At 48.3% G+C, this 15844-nt stretch carries 19 protein-coding genes; 9 read left to right on the forward strand and 10 right to left on the reverse strand.

All coding sequences use genetic code 11. From position 1 onward, the window contains the following. Positions 1–4 precede the first annotated feature (4 nt). Positions 5–208 (forward strand): putative selenium delivery protein YdfZ, encoded by a 204-nt coding sequence (ydfZ, locus tag C3D30_RS09770; protein WP_000214710.1) that lies wholly within the window; start codon positions 5–7, stop codon positions 206–208. A 35-nt stretch (positions 209–243) separates the two neighbouring features. Here ydfZ and C3D30_RS09775 read toward each other — a convergent pair whose 3' ends face one another. From C3D30_RS09775 to C3D30_RS09795, 5 genes are all read right to left on the reverse strand, one after another. Next, a complete protein-coding gene (locus C3D30_RS09775) occupies positions 244–1704 on the reverse strand; it encodes a mannitol dehydrogenase family protein (RefSeq protein ID WP_105286825.1) in 1461 nt (486 codons plus the stop codon). 89 nt (positions 1705–1793) lie between these two features. Beyond that, positions 1794–3161, reverse strand: coding sequence for an MHS family MFS transporter YdfJ (gene ydfJ, locus C3D30_RS09780; protein ID WP_000151240.1), 1368 nt, complete (start codon positions 3159–3161; stop codon positions 1794–1796). A gap of 57 nt (positions 3162–3218) precedes the next feature. Beyond that, entirely contained in the window at positions 3219–4238 is a 1020-nt protein-coding gene (locus C3D30_RS09785) for a Zn-dependent oxidoreductase (protein ID WP_105286826.1), read from the reverse strand. 14 nt (positions 4239–4252) lie between these two features. Then, positions 4253–5467 carry a starvation-sensing protein RspA gene (gene rspA / locus C3D30_RS09790; RefSeq protein ID WP_105286827.1) on the reverse strand — a complete coding sequence of 405 codons (1215 nt, stop codon included), beginning with the start codon at positions 5465–5467 and terminating at the stop codon, positions 4253–4255. Between the two features lie 216 nt (positions 5468–5683). After that, the gene (locus tag C3D30_RS09795) at positions 5684–6010 is read right to left on the reverse strand and encodes a YnfA family protein (RefSeq protein WP_105284851.1); all 327 of its coding nucleotides are present in this window, start codon (positions 6008–6010) and stop codon (positions 5684–5686) included. A 134-nt stretch (positions 6011–6144) separates the two neighbouring features. Here C3D30_RS09795 and C3D30_RS09800 point away from each other — a divergent pair, with 134 nt between their 5' ends. Together C3D30_RS09800 and speG are read left to right on the forward strand one after the other, a co-directional pair. Further along, entirely contained in the window at positions 6145–6486 is a 342-nt protein-coding gene (locus C3D30_RS09800; protein ID WP_001027859.1) for a DUF1283 family protein, read from the forward strand. A gap of 34 nt (positions 6487–6520) precedes the next feature. Next, the gene (speG, locus tag C3D30_RS09805; protein WP_000199501.1) at positions 6521–7081 is read left to right on the forward strand and encodes a spermidine N1-acetyltransferase; all 561 of its coding nucleotides are present in this window, start codon (positions 6521–6523) and stop codon (positions 7079–7081) included. A gap of 2 nt (positions 7082–7083) precedes the next feature. Here the strand turns inward: speG and C3D30_RS09810 are convergent, their stop codons facing one another. Then, positions 7084–7794, reverse strand: a complete 711-nt coding sequence (locus C3D30_RS09810; protein ID WP_077629247.1) for a YnfC family lipoprotein — start codon at positions 7792–7794, stop codon at positions 7084–7086. Between the two features lie 106 nt (positions 7795–7900). On the opposite strand from C3D30_RS09810, the gene C3D30_RS09815 reads away from it, so the two are divergent. The 3 genes from C3D30_RS09815 (at position 7901) to clcB (ending at position 10477) form a co-directional block, all read left to right on the forward strand. Beyond that, positions 7901–8206: a DUF1161 domain-containing protein gene (locus C3D30_RS09815; RefSeq protein ID WP_000696054.1), complete on the forward strand. Its 306-nt coding sequence runs from the start codon at positions 7901–7903 to the stop codon at positions 8204–8206. A gap of 206 nt (positions 8207–8412) precedes the next feature. Beyond that, positions 8413–9027 carry a Tat proofreading chaperone DmsD gene (dmsD, locus tag C3D30_RS09820; protein WP_000148721.1) on the forward strand — a complete coding sequence of 205 codons (615 nt, stop codon included), beginning with the start codon at positions 8413–8415 and terminating at the stop codon, positions 9025–9027. A gap of 157 nt (positions 9028–9184) precedes the next feature. After that, complete coding sequence (gene clcB, locus C3D30_RS09825; protein ID WP_105284874.1) at positions 9185–10477, forward strand: voltage-gated ClC-type chloride channel ClcB; 1293 nt, start codon at positions 9185–9187, stop codon at positions 10475–10477. Here clcB and bioD read toward each other — a convergent pair. The 3 genes from bioD to ynfL all read right to left on the reverse strand — a co-directional run bounded on the left by bioD (position 10430) and on the right by ynfL (position 13499). Next, complete coding sequence (gene bioD / locus C3D30_RS09830; RefSeq protein WP_000919217.1) at positions 10430–11125, reverse strand: dethiobiotin synthase; 696 nt, start codon at positions 11123–11125, stop codon at positions 10430–10432. The two genes, clcB and bioD, sit on opposite strands and share 48 nt — an antisense overlap. 125 nt (positions 11126–11250) lie before the next feature. Then, positions 11251–12471 (reverse strand): sugar metabolism global transcriptional regulator Mlc, encoded by a 1221-nt coding sequence (mlc, locus tag C3D30_RS09835; RefSeq protein ID WP_000225256.1) that lies wholly within the window; start codon positions 12469–12471, stop codon positions 11251–11253. A 134-nt stretch (positions 12472–12605) separates the two neighbouring features. After that, on the reverse strand, positions 12606–13499 hold the full coding sequence (gene ynfL / locus C3D30_RS09840; protein WP_001019552.1) for a multidrug efflux transcriptional activator YnfL/SxtR(Kp): 894 nt from the start codon (positions 13497–13499) through the stop codon (positions 12606–12608). A 106-nt stretch (positions 13500–13605) separates the two neighbouring features. On the opposite strand from ynfL, the gene ynfM reads away from it, so the two are divergent. After that, positions 13606–14859, forward strand: coding sequence for a multidrug efflux MFS transporter YnfM/SxtP(Kp) (ynfM, locus tag C3D30_RS09845; RefSeq protein ID WP_105284848.1), 1254 nt, complete (start codon positions 13606–13608; stop codon positions 14857–14859). 52 nt (positions 14860–14911) lie between these two features. Here ynfM and C3D30_RS20775 read toward each other — a convergent pair whose 3' ends face one another. Next, the gene (locus C3D30_RS20775; protein ID WP_353616340.1) at positions 14912–15031 is read right to left on the reverse strand and encodes a KPN_01571 family protein; all 120 of its coding nucleotides are present in this window, start codon (positions 15029–15031) and stop codon (positions 14912–14914) included. A 254-nt stretch (positions 15032–15285) separates the two neighbouring features. Here C3D30_RS20775 and asr point away from each other — a divergent pair, with 254 nt between their 5' ends. Both asr and ydgU read left to right on the forward strand, forming a co-directional pair. Next, positions 15286–15594, forward strand: coding sequence for an acid resistance repetitive basic protein Asr (asr, locus tag C3D30_RS09850; RefSeq protein WP_016158226.1), 309 nt, complete (start codon positions 15286–15288; stop codon positions 15592–15594). A gap of 92 nt (positions 15595–15686) precedes the next feature. Beyond that, complete coding sequence (gene ydgU / locus C3D30_RS09855) at positions 15687–15770, forward strand: small membrane protein YdgU (protein ID WP_000233091.1); 84 nt, start codon at positions 15687–15689, stop codon at positions 15768–15770. Positions 15771–15844 lie beyond the last annotated feature (74 nt).

Consider the following 15844-nt stretch of genomic DNA (forward strand, 5'->3'; position numbering starts at 1 on the left):
ACCTATGACGACCTACGATCGTAACCGTAACGCAATCACCACTGGCAGCCGTGTTATGGTTAGCGGCACCGGTCACACTGGCAAGATCCTGTCGATTGACACTGAAGGTCTGACCGCAGAGCAAATCCGTCGCGGTAAAACCGTGGTTGTTGAAGGTTGTGATGAAAAACTCGCGCCTCTGGACCTGATTCGTCTCGGCATGAACTAAGCGTGTGAATGCCGCCGATGGCGGCATTGCTGTTTTTACTTCACGATATATTTCGCTACGGTCGCTTTCGCGCCATGCGCTAATAAAGACAAGTACGCTTCCGTCACCTTTGCAACAAACAAGCTATTGTTCGGCAAATCATCGCCAAATATCGCCTTAATCGCCATCAACGACTGCACACGCTTTTTCCCTTCGGCGCTACTTTGCACAGCCTTTTGAATGACCGGTAGTAACGGATCGCTAATCTCAATCTGATTCCCCTGTTCATCAACACCGCCAACATAACGCATCCAACCAGCGACACCCAGCGCCAACAGATCGAACGTGCTGTCATGTTCCAGATGCCAGCGAATTGAATCCAGCATCCGCTGCGGCAGTTTCTGACTACCATCCATTGCAATCTGCCAGGTCCGGTGGCGTAAAGCCGGGTTACTGTAGCGTTCAATCAGTCGATCGGCATAATCTTGCAGATCCACCCCCTGCACTTTCAGCGTGGGCGCCTGTTCCTGCAACATCAAGGCATGTGCTGCATGACGATAATTTTCATCTTCCATACAGTCGTTAATGTGCTGATATCCCGCCAGATAGCCCAGATACGCCAGGAATGAATGGCTGCCGTTGAGCATACGCAGTTTCATCTCTTCATAAGGCAGTACATCGCTGACCAGTTCAGCACCGACTTTTTCCCATTCAGGGCGTCCGGCAACAAAATTATCTTCAATAACCCACTGACGGAAAGGCTCACAGGCCACGCCTGCCGGATCGCGCACGCCGGTAAGTTGTTCGATTTTGTCCAGCGTTTCTGCCGTCACTGCGGGTACAATGCGATCCACCATTGTCGACGGAAAAGTCACGTTTTCTTCTATCCATTGCGCCAGTTTTACATCTACAGCCCTGGCATATGAAGTGACAACGTCACGCATAACGTAACCGTTTTCTGGCATGTTGTCACATGACATGATGGTAAACGCTGGAAGTCCTGCGGCTTTACGGCGAGCCAGCGCCTCGACAATCACGCCTGTTGCTGTTTTCGGCTGGTGGGGATTTTGCAAGTCGGCAGCTACCATCGGGTGATCCAGCATTAACTGTCCGGTCGCCGGAGAGTGGAAATACCCTTTTTCGGTGATTGTCAGAGAGACAATTGCGATTTGCGGTTCACACATCGCGGCCAGCACGGCTTCTAAGCCATCTATTTGTACGTGCAGCGCCTTTTTCACGACGCCGACGACGCGAGCGGTCCACGCATCAGCCGACATTTCTGCAACGGTATAGAGATTATCTTGCTGTTTTAGATCGATGATTTGCTGTTCACCGCCAATCAGGTTCATTTCATAGTAGCCCCAATCGCTGTGATGCTGGGCTGCCAGGATATCGGCATACACGCCCTGATGCGCGCGATGAAATGCACCAAACCCTAAATGAACAATTTTGGGCGCCAGGTTATTACGATCATAAACAGGGAGTGTCGCTTTGGCTGATAACAAATTATTTCCCATGAAAATTCCTTTAATTTCAATATGGCAAGCTGAATGGTTTGTTATATGAATAAAAAAATCCCTCCTCACTAAGAGAAGGGATTCTGGATTTACAGACTTGTTGAAGGTTGCGCAGCTCTTACAACGCGCGGTTGATCTTCTGCAGCATCTTCCAGCGCACTCAAATCGCGGTCTTTAACTTCTGGCATTTTCAGCGCGGAAATTAAGCCGATGACGGAATAAGCCATAATCATTATTGCAATCGGATACCAGGATCCTGTCATGGTACAGAAAATACCGGCCAGAATAGGACCAAAACCTGAAGCGATAAGACCACCAATTTCTTTAGATATTGCCATTCGGGTAAAGCGATTTTTACAGCCGAACATCTCTGCCATGGTAATATTTTCCAGGGCAAATAATCCCAACACCGCACAGTTGTGAATCACAATGAGAGCAACCATGATGGTGCCCGGTGCATAGCTTTTATCTACAATGATAGAAAGCATTGGCCACGCAAGTACAATAGCTGAAGTATTCATAATGATGTAAGGAATACGACGACCAATTTTATCAGATAACCAACCGAGGAAAGGAATCGTCATAAAACCGATAATAGAACTGATCATTAATGCATCTGTGGGAATTGCTTTATTGAACAGCAAAGTTTGCACTAAATAACCAGCAAGGAAGGTTTGAATCAGACCTGAGTTTCCTGCCTGTCCAAAACGCAGACCCGTTGCCAACCAAAAAGATTTGCTCTGGAACATGCTACCAGCAGGTGCAGGTTTTGCTGTAGGTTGGTTGCTGTCGTTAACCTTCTCAAAGACCGGGCTTTCTTTCAGGTTCATACGCAACCAGATAGCAAAGACCATCACGACAACGCTCGCCAGGAACGGTATACGCCATCCCCATGCCAGCAGTTCTTCTTTACTAAGAATAAAGAACATAAAGGCCCAGATTGCCGTTGCGCTCAACGTACCGCAGTTCGTTCCCATCGCAACGAATGAGGAGATAATGCCGCGTTTACCTTTCGGCGCATATTCCGCCAGCATCGTACCAGCACCGGAAATTTCAGCGCCTGCCCCCAGCCCCTGAATAATACGCAGCGTCACCAGCAATATTGGCGCAAAAACACCAATCTGCGCATAGGTCGGCAACACACCAATTAAGGTAGTACAGATCCCCATCATGGTGATGGTAATAAAGAGCACTTTCTTACGCCCTATTCTGTCGCCCATTTTGCCGAAAATAAATGCTCCGACAATACGTGCAACATAACCAGCACCGTAGGTTCCCATTGCCAGAATTAACGCCATTGCGGTTGATGATTCCGGAAAAAATATTTCATGGAATACTAACGCTGCACCGAGCGAGTATAACTGAAAATCCATAAATTCAAGTGCCGTACCTAACCATCCTGATACCGCTGCCTTCACTAAATCCTTAGTGCTTCTTTCATGTTTTTCTATTGTCATAATTATTATCTCTAAATAAGAGGTAAGATGCGTACTGCTTATTCGCTATTATTGGTATTATTCAGAAAACGTGAGTAAAACTTTGCAACAGTGCTTTTGTTCCTTTTCGAATAATGAAATGGCATCAGCAACATGCAGATAATCAAAGGTATGGGTAATTAATTTATCAGGATTAATTAACCCTTTGCTTAACCAGTCGATAACGACCGGGAATTTATTGGCATTTAACCGGGAAGAAAAAATAGAGAGTTCCTTGCCGGTAATTCCCTGCTGAATGACTTCAGACGGTTCACTGGAGAAGCCCATTAACACAATTCGTGCCGCCGGAGAAGCCAGCATAACCGCTTCTTTCAAAATGGAAGGATGGCAAGCAGCATCAATAATTAATGTTGGTTTGATGCCCTTTTCAGCGAATATTTCGCCAAGCGTTGTCTGGCTGTTATTAATCACCCAGTCTGCCCCGCTCTCTTTCGCTTTATCCAGTCGTTCATCAATGCGATCGGCGACAATCACATTTTTAACGTTATAAACACCTTTCAATACCTGAACGATAGTCAGACCAATCGGGCCGGCACCATAAACCAGCACGGTGTCATCTTCAGTCGGCTGACCGTGTCCAGTAACGTTCGCCGCAATGGTAAATGGTTCGATCATTACAGCGAACTGATCAGCCACTCCATCGGGAATTTTCCACGCATTCTTCGCCGGAACGACTGCATATTCGCTAAAACCGCCATCAGCGTGAACACCTAATACAGCCAGAGTTGTGCAAACGTTGGGCTTACCCATTGAGCACGGATAACAATGTCCGCAGCTGACTACGGGATCTACCGCAACACGTTCGCCAACTCTGGCGTTATCCACACCTTCACCTACGGCATCAATCACGCCAAAAAATTCGTGACCAATGACACGCGGATACTTTGCAAACGGATTATGACCGCGATAAATGTGACTATCCGATCCACAAATTCCCGCGAGTTTCACTTTTACTCGTACTTCGCCCACTGCCGGGGTCGGAATTTCACGTTCGATAATCGCCAGTTGATTCGGTTTTTCAATTAAAATACTTTTCATTATTGTATGACTCCTTACCAGTTCCATAGCGTGCCATCTTCCAGACGTGCGACTGGCAGATAGGCAGGTTCGTAGGGATATTTCGCCGCCAGCTTTTCATCGAATTCGATACCAATGCCTGGCTTATCACCAGGATGCATATAGCCGTTATCGAAGCTCCAGTTGTGCGGGAAGACTTCAAGCATTTGTTCTGAATAGCCCATATACTCCTGAATGCCGAAATTCGGCACCCACAAGTCAAAGTGCAACGCCGCAGCCATGCAGACTGGTGACAAATCGGAAGGACCATGTGAGCCAGTACGTACCTGGTAAAGCGAAGCAAAATCGGCAATTCTGCGCATACCTGTGATGCCGCCAGCGTGGGTCAGCGTTGTACGGATATAGTCGATAAGTTGTTCTTCAATCAGCTGTTTGCAGTCCCAGATGCTGTTAAAGACTTCACCCACCGCAATTGGCGTTACGGTATGTTGGCGAATGAGGCGGAAGCACTCCTGGTTTTCTGCGGGTGTCGGATCTTCCATCCAGAACAGGCGATAATCTTCAATACTTTTGCCAAAGCGTGCCGCCTCAATGGGCGTTAAACGATGGTGCATGTCATGCAGCACATGCTCATTAAAGCCAAACTTGTTGCGCACTGCGTCGAACAGTTTTGGCATGAAGTCGAGATATTTTTCCGTTGACCACAACTGCTCTTCTGGCCACTGCCCTTTGGTCGCAGGTTCATAAGCCAGCCCTTTTCCTTTGGACATACCGTAAGTCGTTTTCATACCGGGAATACCACACTGCACGCGGATGGCTTTGAATCCCAGTTCCTGATGACGAGCATAATCATCCAGTGCTTCATCAATACTGTGACCGGTGGTATGACAATAGACCATTACGCCTTCACGGGAAGCCCCCCCTAACAGTTGGTAAAGCGGCATGTTTGCGGCTTTGGCTTTAATGTCCCACAGCGCCATATCAACAGCGGAAATAGCCGACATGGTGACAGGGCCGCGACGCCAGTAAGCGCCTTTATAGAAAAACTGCCAGATATCTTCGATACGATGGGCATCGCGGCCTATAAGTTGCGGACAGATATGATCCTGCAAATAGGACGCAACGGAAAGCTCGCGCCCGTTCAGAGTGGCATCACCAAGACCGGTAATACCGTCCTCGGTGGTGATTTTTAAGGTGACGAAATTACGTCCCGGACAGGTAACAAAAACTTCAGCCCCTACGATCTTCATGTTCTATTCCTTGCATCGCTTGTCGTGATGCATGAAATCTACGCAACTGAGCTACTACCATACAAGTATTAAGATCAAGAAAAGCCAGAGCGATCACAAAAAAAGGCGCATATTTGCGCCGTGAATAGTTCTAAAAACAGTCAAGCTTTATTGTTTTTCCGGGGTTCGACTAGTGCGTATCTTATTGATAAAAAATAATTAATCATATCAGAAAAGTCAGGTGCGTCCCCAGCCAGCAACAATAATCAACATGCCGCAAAGCGCAATTATCGCTCCCGTCCAGTCGTAGAGACTGAGCTTCACCCCATCTACCACCCGCAGCCACAGGAGCGCCGTACAGACATAAACACCGCCATACGCTGCATAAACTCGCCCACTTGCTGCCGGATGCAACGTTAACAGCCAGACGAAAAGCGCCAGAGAAATCCCCGCTGGAACCAACAACCAGATACTGGCATTCCGTTTCAGCCACAGCCAGGGCAAAAAACAACCAATGATTTCACACAAAGCGGTAGCAAAAAACAGTAACGTTGTTTTAATCATCTTTGTCACTCATTGACATCATGTATATTTATAGGGCGACATAATATCATCAACATAGACATCCTTCTGGTACGTTTCGCGTTCACAGTGGATCGTGTAAAATCGCCCTTAACCATTCATGTAAGGAATGAATCATGAATATCACTCTCTGCAAAAAACTCAGCCTGCTCGCTTTTCTGCTGCCTTGCGCACTGGCATTTAGCGCAACTACCCATGCAGAAACCAACAAACTGGTGATTGAATCTGGCGACAGCGCACAGAGTCGCCAGCAGGCAGCAATGGAAAAAGAGCAATGGAATGACACGCGTAATCTGCGTCAAAAAATCAACAAACGCACCGAGAAAGAATGGGATAAAGCTGACGCCGCATTTGATAGCCGCGATAAATGCGAGCAGAGTGCCAATATTAATGCCTACTGGGAGCCGAATACTTTACGCTGCCTGGACCGTCGTACTGGTCGCGTAATCATCCCCTAACCTGTTATTGATATAAGGAATGTAAGGACACGTTATGACTAGCGCCCACAGTGTTAAGCTACGTCCGCTGGAGCGTGAAGATTTACGCTATGTACATCAACTCGACAATAACGCCAGCGTGATGCGTTACTGGTTTGAGGAGCCGTACGAAGCCTTTGTTGAACTCTCTGATCTGTACGATAAGCATATTCACGATCAGAGTGAACGTCGTTTCGTCGTGGAATGCGATGGCGAAAAGGCAGGTCTGGTGGAACTGGTAGAAATTAACCACGTCCATCGCCGCGCAGAATTTCAGATAATCATCTCCCCGGAATACCAGGGTAAAGGTCTGGCAACCCGCGCCGCGAAATTAGCGATGGATTATGGTTTCACTGTTCTTAATCTCTATAAGCTTTATCTGATTGTCGATAAAGAGAATGAGAAAGCGATTCATATTTATCGTAAGCTCGGTTTTACGGTCGAAGGTGAACTGATGCATGAATTCTTTATTAACGGTCAATATCGCAATGCTATTCGCATGTGCATATTCCAGCATCAGTATCTGGCGGAACATAAAACGCAAGGGCAGACTCTACTAAAACCAACCGCGCAATAGTATTAATAATAATCAATGGTATTTTTGATGGTGTAAACCCGTTCGACGGCGGGTTTTACTCCCTCATCCACAATGATTAATTGGCAGTCCACTGGATTCGCGTGGCTGTCATATTCACAAGTCTGTTTGACATTACCAACCTGTTGATTATTCAGTAAAGTAATTGCCGTGTAATCCAGTTTTTTGATCGGGTCCGTTGATGGAGTGGCGCTGACAGATAACGTTTTGTCGTTACTTTTCGTCGTTTTCCCCAGCGGATAACCCTGATCATCATAGCGATATTCCATCTGCATCTGTTTGCTGCTGGCCTTAACCACGAAGCCATTATCGTCAGTTTCCCAACTTACCCCGGCAGAAGGTAATTCTGCTAACTGGCATTTTCCCTGTAGACGTACTCTTTTCTCCAGTGTCTGTGCATCCCGGTAATAATTTGCATCCAACACCAGGGCAACCACGGTATTATTCTCCAGATCCAGTAATTCGAGGGAATCAAAACAGCCTTCTTCCGATAAATTCCCCGAAACACGTTTCGTCACTTCCCCTTGCTCATTCATTAACGTCTGAGTGAAATCTTTAACCGGTCCACGCAGCGGATCAAAATCAAATTCATTAGAGAAACTGGCCATTTCTGGCGTAAATGAAAGTGTTACCTCTGTGCGGTCACATCCTGTGAGTATTATCGCGAGTAAACATGGCAGTAATTTGTAATTCACATCAATCACCAGACAGTAGAGATGATTCTCAATCATAGTAGTAAATACAGTAATTTACACGTGAAATGCTATGCTTAGTTAGTAATATTCATGTAAGGAGCCAATGATGAAAATCTTAGCCTGCAGTGCCGCACTTCTGCTCACCCTGGCCTCATCCACAGTGCTCGCCGCGTCGGATTCATGTGAGCGCATAAAAAGTGATATTTCACAGCGCATTATCAATAACGGCGTACCAGAAAGTGGCTTCACTTTAAGTATTGTGCCAAATGATCAGGTCGACCAGCCTGATTCACAGGTCGTCGGGCATTGCGCTAACGACACGCATAAAATTCTCTACACTCGCACCACCAGCGGTAATGTTTCTGCCCACCCCCAGCCAACCCATGATAATGAGCCTGCTGAATCGCATTAATAAACCTGAGGCTGCCTGATACGATGCTTACGCACATATCAGGCCTGCCGTGTGGTATTGTTATGCGCTGGCTGTGCCCGCTAGCCGGGATACCTGCTGAGATGATCGGGCGTGCGCTCGTTTATGGCCTGCACATAATGCTCGGAATGACCATCGCAGGTTAACAAATTGGTGCGGGGTAAACCGCACGTTTCAGGATGATAGGAATGACGCATTTCTCACAACAAGATAATTTTTCTGTCGCAGCGCGCGTGCTGGGCGCGCTGTTTTATTACGCTCCTGAGAGTAAAGAAGCCTCTCCACTGGTTTCTGCGCTAACCAGTGACGATTGGGTCACCCAGTGGCCTTTATCACAAACGTCATTAGCGCCGCTGGCAACGGCTTTTAAGGAAGAATGTGAAGAGTCGCGTAGTCAGGCATGGCAACGATTATTTGTCGGGCCGTGGGCGTTACCCTCTCCTCCATGGGGATCTGTCTGGCTGGATCGCGAATCGGTGCTGTTTGGCGATTCTACTTTGGCGCTTCGTCAATGGATGCGCGAAAAAGGCATTCAGTTTGAAATGAAACAAAACGAACCAGAAGATCATTTTGGTTCGCTGCTGTTGATGGCAGCATGGCTGGCAGAGAATGGTCGTCAGACCGAGTGTGAAGAGTTGTTGGCCTGGCATCTTTTACCGTGGTCCACGCGTTTTCTTGAAGTGTTTATCGAAAAGGCGGAACACTCTTTTTATCGCGCGCTCGGTGAGCTGGCTCGTTTAACGCTGACACAATGGCAGTCACAGTTGCTGATCCCTGTCGCGGTAAAACCCCTGTTTCGCTGAATAATCCTTAGTATTATCGAAAGGCGTAAACTGCACGCCTTTCAAATCCAATAAGTGACAACGTCACGTTTAATTCCACATACAGCACGCACAGCTTTTGCACCAGGTCTCTTTTCCCGCAAAATAGAGCCCCGTGTTTAATTTGCCATTTCTGCTCATGCAACATCTACACATCTACCCGGATCTGCGCACCATGTTTCGCCGCCTGCTTATCGCAATGGTCGTAGGCATTCTGGCGGCCTTTGCCGTTGCAGGGTTTCGTCATGCGATGCTGCTACTGGAGTGGCTGTTCCTCAATAACGACTCCGGCAGTCTGGTCAATGCAGCAACGAACCTTTCTCCGTGGCGACGACTGCTAACGCCGGCGCTCGGCGGACTGGCGGCAGGTTTATTGCTGATGGTCTGGCAGAAACTCTCTCAGCAACGCCCCCATGCACCTACCGATTATATGGAGGCGTTACAAACCGATGGGCAGTTTGATTACGCCACCAGTCTGATTAAATCCTTCGCTTCTTTGCTGGTGGTGACCAGCGGCAGCGCCATTGGTCGTGAAGGTGCGATGATCCTGTTGGCGGCACTTGCTGCCTCCTGGTTTGCCCAACGTTTTACCCCACGTGAAGAGTGGAAATTGTGGATTGCCTGTGGCGCGGCTGCGGGAATGGCAGCAGCCTATCGCGCCCCACTTGCCGGGAGTTTATTTATTGCCGAAGTCTTGTTTGGCACCATGATGCTGGCCTCCCTCGGACCAGTAGTGATCTCTGCCGTAGTGGCATTGCTTATTAGCAATCTTCTTAATCACAGCAATGCTTTGCTCTACAGCGTGCAACTCTCTGTGATAGTTCAGACTCGCGACTATGCACTGATTATCAGTACGGGCGTGTTGATGGGCTTGTGCGGTCCATTGTTTTTAAAGCTAATGAACGCCAGTCATCGGGGTTTTGTTAATCTTAAACTTGCGCCGCCCTGGCAACTGGCATTGGGTGGTTTGATCGTGGGTCTGCTTTCCCTGCTCACTCCTGCCGTGTGGGGCAACGGCTATAGTACGGTGCAATCCTTTTTAACTGCCCCGCCACTGTTTATGGTCATTGCAGGGATCTTCCTCTGCAAGCTAGTTGCCGTGCTGGCCAGTAGTGGTTCCGGCGCACCTGGGGGGGTGTTTACGCCGACGCTATTTATCGGACTGGCAATTGGCATGTTGTATGGCCGGAGCCTGGGGTTATGGTTTACTGGCAGCGAAGAAATTACGCTTTTACTTGGGTTAACCGGGATGGCAACACTTCTGGCTGCGACCACACATGCGCCCATTATGTCGACACTGATGATATGTGAAATGACCGGGGAGTATCAGCTACTCCCCGGTTTATTGATTGCTTGTGTGATTGCGTCAGTAATGTCGCGGACGTTACATCGTGACTCTATCTACCGCCAGCACACTGCGCAGCATGGATAAACGGATATATTGCCCCAGTTCTCGCTGTTCTGCGCGAGGCAGATAAGGAAGCTCACCAATAAGCGGCGCCGGGAGTTTTTTACCCAATACATCAATGATTTCAGCGTAGTGTGCTAACCCTGGGTTGATACGGTTAGCCACCCAGCCAATCAGCGGCAGTCCGTCGTTTGCAATCGCCTGTGCGGTCAGAAGCGCATGGTTAATACAGCCTTCCTGAATACCTACCACCATCAACACGGGTAGCTGCTCCTGAACCACCCATTCAGAGAGCGGACGCAGGTCATTCATCAGGCTACGCCAGCCGCCAGTACCTTCAACAACCACATGGTCGACTTTATCAGTCAGATTAGCCAGACCATTTGAAATGAGGGTGTAATTGATCGGGCAACTGTGCGCCACACTGCTTTCTTCTTCGCTTAACGCTATGGGATTGACTGCTTCATAAGGCAGTTCAATTGATGAAACACTCTGCAACACCAGGGCATCTTTATTACGTAGCCCATCAGGTGTCTCTTTGCTCCCCTTCGCCACGGGTTTATACCCCGCAACCGTTTTTCCCTGGGAGGCTAACGCTTGTAGCAATGCGCGGGAAACCACCGTTTTCCCCACAGAAGTGTCTGTACCTGTTATAAAGAAACGCTTCAGCATCACTAACTCCACCGTTATGCTTCACAAATATAAGCCAGGAAAATAATTCAACTTTGGAAGTCTAAGTTATGCGTTCCTGGCCCAATTTGAGATAGCGCAAATTTTGGTAGAACAGTTAAAAAATGTTAACCCTGCAACAGACGAATCAACAAAGAACCGTTATACATCGCGTCTTTTACCAACGCCGCCCCCGCCATCGTCCCCTGATTAGAGAACTGGGTGCTCTCGACGCTAATGTGCTGGCTGTAGGCTGGAAGCGCCTGCTGACGGATACTGTCAGAAATTACAGGGAACAGGATCTCTGCAGCCTTACTTAGCGGCGAACCAATCAGTATTTTTTGTGGGTTGAATAAATTCACCATGATGGCAAGAATGCGCCCGACGTGCGTCCCCACGCCAGTAATAATATCTTTTGCCAGCAGATCGCCCTGCAACGCAGCCAGGCACAATGAATCCACGGTTAATGGCTGCCCATGTAACATAGAACTCATAGATTGATTCAACCGTAATTGTGCAAGCTCAAGAATACTATCAACACTAGCGATGGTTTCCAGGCAGCCGTGGTTACCGCAATAGCAGCGTTTCCCATAGGGATCGACCTGAGTGTGACCAATCTCCACAAGGCTACTGCTTCCCGCGTGTAACAAATGGCCATCGGTAATCACACCCGCACCCACGTTGTGATCAATCACCACCTGAATCACATCGCGCGCTCCGCGTGATGCGCCAAACAGAGCCTCAGCCATCGTCCATGCACTAATATCATGCTGAATATAAACCGGTACACCGGTATGCTGCTCCAGTACTTCGCCGAGCGGCATCTCTTTTACGTCCTCATAGAACGGCATACGATGCACAATGCCATTTTCCGTATCAATAATTCCCGGCAACGTAATGGCAATAGATGTCAGACGCTCGAGTTTTTTCTGATGGCGGATAAAAAACTGATCAATATGAGTAATTATGCGATCCAGCAGTGGCAATTCGTCCTGAAGCGCCAACTCCAGTGAGTCTTCCACCACCAGCTTGCTGCTCAGGTCGCGCAGGGCAAGAAAAATCTCCCCGCGACTAATGCGCAAAGAAAGATAGTGCCAGGCTTCTGTTTCTACCACCAGCCCCACCGCCGGACGCCCACGGTTTCCCGCTTCTTTAATTTCCAGCTCTTGCACCAGGTGCGCTTCGAGCATTTCGCGGACAATTTTGGTGATACTGGCTGGCGCCAGTTGCGCCAGCCGGGAAAGATCGATACGCGAAACTGGCCCAAGCTGATCAATCAGGCGGTAAACCGCGCCCGCGTTGGTCTGCTTTATTTGATCAATGTGCCCAGGCTGGTTTTCAGCAACCACCGCATACTCCCTATATTTTCGCGCTCCGAAATAATCTGTAGGTTATGGTGAAGTACTTCAATATGCGTCGTCAAATTTTTACTTCGTCATGTGATTAACAGCACATTTTTCGGTTTTTTTTGCTGAAATTTCCCTCACCGGAGTGCATTCATCAGCTGAATACGAAAGTTTCGTGCTGCCGGGCTTTGTTCACGATGCTTTGGCCAAACCAGCCACATTTCAGAAACCGCATCCTCTTCAGCAATAGGTAACCAGCGCATTTCATTGAGTTGGACACGTTTAAAAGAGGCGGGCAAAATCGAAACACCAAGACCGGCGGAAACCAGACCGATGATAGTCATCGCCTCGCCCACTTCTTGGGTGATGACCGGAGTCAGATTATAACGCCGCATCAGGCCAATAATGTCGTCATACAGCCCCGTCCCTACGTGTGGATCAAAAAAAACAAACGGTTCTTTTGCCAGTTCCGCCAGCGTTACCTTCGGTTTATTTGCCAAAGGATGATCGTGCGGGATCATTGCCATAAGCGGTTCATGCACGATTACCGCGTGATCCAGCGTCTCCGGCAACACGGTATTTCGTAACAACCCCATATCGAGCGTCCCTTCGGTAAGAGGATCTATTTGCTCGCGAGTATTCATCTCACGCGTCTGCAAATGGACATCAGGAAATTCGCACCGAAATAGGGATAAGGTATCAGACACTGCGCGAATAAAGGGTGCCGACGAGGTAAAGCCAATGCGTAACTCTCCCGCTTCTCCCTGATGCAGACGTTCAGCGCGAGAGGCTGCGTCATCCACCATAGACAGAATTTGCCGACTATCAGCAAGGAACTGCTTTCCTGCTGCCGTTAGCAGCACGCTGCGGTTGGTTCGTGCCAACAGTCGCGCGCCAATTTGTTGCTCCAGAGCCTGAATCTGCTGACTTAGCGGCGGTTGCGAAATGTTCAGGCGGGCAGCCGCGCGCCCAAAATGCAGCTCTTCCGCAACGGCAACAAAGTAACGGAGGTGACGCAATTCAATATTCATATTTTAAACATCTTATTTGAGATTATTAATATATTAGACATAACAATTCGATTTTCCTACTCTATTCCTGATCCCACATCACAGGCATAATTAGCAAGGATTTCAAGTGAGTCGTACTACAACTGTTGATGGCGCTCCGGCAAGCGACACTGACGAGCAACCCCTTTCCCAGCCAAACGAATTCATTAAACGCGGTACACCGCAATTTATGCGTGTCACTCTGGCGCTATTCTCTGCCGGGCTGGCAACCTTCGCGCTTCTCTATTGCGTGCAGCCTATTCTTCCGGTGCTTTCGCAAGAATTTGGCTTAACGCCTGCTAACAGTAGTATTTCACTGTCCATTTCAACGGCGATGCTGGCTATCGGTTTGCTGTTTACTGGCCCGCTATCCGATGCCATTGGTCGCAAGCCAGTGATGGTGACGGCGCTACTGTTGGCCTCCATCTGTACGTTACTTTCGACAATGATGACCAGCTGGCACGGCATTTTGATTATGCGCGCCTTGATTGGTCTGTCGTTAAGTGGCGTAGCTGCCGTTGGCATGACCTACCTTAGCGAAGAGATCCACCCCAGTTTTGTGGCCTTTTCAATGGGGCTGTATATCAGCGGCAACTCGATTGGCGGCATGAGTGGGCGCTTAATCAGCGGTGTATTTACTGACTTCTTTAACTGGCGAATTGCGCTGGCGGCTATCGGCTGTTTCGCCCTAACCTCGGCGTTAATGTTCTGGAAAATTCTCCCGGAATCACGTCATTTCCGTCCTTCCTCGCTGCGCCCAAAAACACTGTTTATTAACTTCCGTCTGCACTGGCGCGATCGGGGACTCCCCTTATTATTCGTCGAAGGCTTTTTGCTGATGGGCTCATTCGTAACGCTGTTTAATTACATCGGCTATCGGTTGATGCTTTCACCATGGCATGTTAGCCAGGCAGTGGTTGGGTTATTATCGCTGGTCTATTTGACAGGCACCTGGAGTTCGCCAAAAGCAGGCACCATGACTACCCGCTTCGGTCGTGGCCCGGTGATGTTATTTTCGACAGGTGTTATGCTTTTTGGTCTTATCCTGACATTGTTCAGCTCACTGTGGCTGATTTTTGTCGGTATGATGCTTTTCTCCAGCGGATTTTTTGCCGCTCACTCTGTCGCCAGTAGCTGGATTGGTCCTCGTGCTAAACGCGCCAAAGGTCAGGCTTCCTCGCTGTATCTGTTCTGTTACTACCTGGGTTCAAGCATTGCCGGTACATTAGGTGGCGTCTTCTGGCATAACTATGGCTGGAACGGTGTCGGTGCATTTATTGCCCTGATGCTGGTGGTCGCTATTCTGGTCGGAACACGTTTACATCATCGCCTGCACGCCTGAAAAAAATAAGTCCGGACGATGTGTTAAATTACTGTCCGGACTTATTGCCTGCTCAACTCAACGTTAATAACCACCCTAAAACAGACGAAGCGCCTGCCATTTCTCGCAGGGCATCTAACGTCATCAGGATAATAAATACCCAAATTAGCGGATTCATTTTGCTGTGTGTCATTTATTGCTAATACACAGTGATTCTACCGATTTATAGGTAGTGAAAAAGCTAAGTTATTCAATACTACCTATATTGGTGGGAAATTCTCCTTACGTCACAATGCGTTATTATTTCCCACGTCATCGCTATTCGCTTTGTACATATCGTTACATGCCGAAACCAACCACTCACGGAAGCCTGTCATTTCCAGAGATATAGTCATTACATCGGCCCCGCAGTGGGGTTGCATAAAAAACAAAATTGAGGGTATGACAATGAAAAAAGTATTAGCTCTGGTTGTTGCCGCTACTATGGGTCTCTCTTCTGTCGCATTTGCTGCAGAAACTGCGACCACGCCTGCTCCGACTGCTACAGTGTCCAAAGCAGCGGCTGCAAAAGCAACGCATCATAAAAAACAGCATAAAGCGGCGCCTGCCCAAAAAGCGCAGGCGGCTAAAAAGCATCATAAAAAAGCGAAAAATGAACAGAAAGCGCCTGAGCAAAAAGCACAGGCAGCCAAAAAACACAGCAAAAAACACAGCCAGCAGCAATCTGCAAAACCAGTTGTACAACCAGCCGCGTAAGTTTTCGGCAGCAATAATGGCGCGCCCCCTCGCGCCTGAAAATTACGGTGTTAAACGGATAACGTTTAACACCGCCTTTAGCGGAGGGTACTATGGTGGGCCGTTATCGCTTTGAGTTCATTCTTATCATCCTTATTTTATGTGCCCTGATTGCCACCCGTTTTTATCTTTTCTGAGCGTAGTTATCTGATTTTACTCCCACTTTCATCCCGTCCCGTCTATAGTATTCATGAGGGTTTGCTTTTAATAA

The organism is Escherichia sp. MOD1-EC5433, from assembly GCF_002966005.1.
GTDB lineage: Bacteria > Pseudomonadota > Gammaproteobacteria > Enterobacterales > Enterobacteriaceae > Escherichia > Escherichia ruysiae.

Bases quoted from the DNA above. Each gene is read 5' to 3' on its own strand.
- ynfL (WP_001019552.1), bottom strand. From the start codon at position 13,499: ATGAATATTGAATTGCGTCACCTCCGTTACTTTGTTGCCGTTGCGGAA.
- ydgU (WP_000233091.1), top strand. From the start codon at position 15,687: ATGGTGGGCCGTTATCGCTTTGAGTTCATTCTTATCATCCTTATTTTA.
- C3D30_RS09795 (WP_105284851.1), bottom strand. From the start codon at position 6,010: ATGATTAAAACAACGTTACTGTTTTTTGCTACCGCTTTGTGTGAAATC.
- ydfJ (WP_000151240.1), bottom strand. From the start codon at position 3,161: ATGACAATAGAAAAACATGAAAGAAGCACTAAGGATTTAGTGAAGGCA.
- C3D30_RS09785 (WP_105286826.1), bottom strand. From the start codon at position 4,238: ATGAAAAGTATTTTAATTGAAAAACCGAATCAACTGGCGATTATCGAA.
- speG (WP_000199501.1), top strand. From the start codon at position 6,521: ATGACTAGCGCCCACAGTGTTAAGCTACGTCCGCTGGAGCGTGAAGAT.
- C3D30_RS09800 (WP_001027859.1), top strand. From the start codon at position 6,145: ATGAATATCACTCTCTGCAAAAAACTCAGCCTGCTCGCTTTTCTGCTG.
- C3D30_RS09775 (WP_105286825.1), bottom strand. From the start codon at position 1,704: ATGGGAAATAATTTGTTATCAGCCAAAGCGACACTCCCTGTTTATGAT.
- C3D30_RS20775 (WP_353616340.1), bottom strand. From the start codon at position 15,031: ATGACACACAGCAAAATGAATCCGCTAATTTGGGTATTTATTATCCTG.
- rspA (WP_105286827.1), bottom strand. From the start codon at position 5,467: ATGAAGATCGTAGGGGCTGAAGTTTTTGTTACCTGTCCGGGACGTAAT.
- clcB (WP_105284874.1), top strand. From the start codon at position 9,185: ATGCAACATCTACACATCTACCCGGATCTGCGCACCATGTTTCGCCGC.
- C3D30_RS09815 (WP_000696054.1), top strand. From the start codon at position 7,901: ATGAAAATCTTAGCCTGCAGTGCCGCACTTCTGCTCACCCTGGCCTCA.
- ydfZ (WP_000214710.1), top strand. From the start codon at position 5: ATGACGACCTACGATCGTAACCGTAACGCAATCACCACTGGCAGCCGT.
- bioD (WP_000919217.1), bottom strand. From the start codon at position 11,125: ATGCTGAAGCGTTTCTTTATAACAGGTACAGACACTTCTGTGGGGAAA.
- asr (WP_016158226.1), top strand. From the start codon at position 15,286: ATGAAAAAAGTATTAGCTCTGGTTGTTGCCGCTACTATGGGTCTCTCT.
- dmsD (WP_000148721.1), top strand. From the start codon at position 8,413: ATGACGCATTTCTCACAACAAGATAATTTTTCTGTCGCAGCGCGCGTG.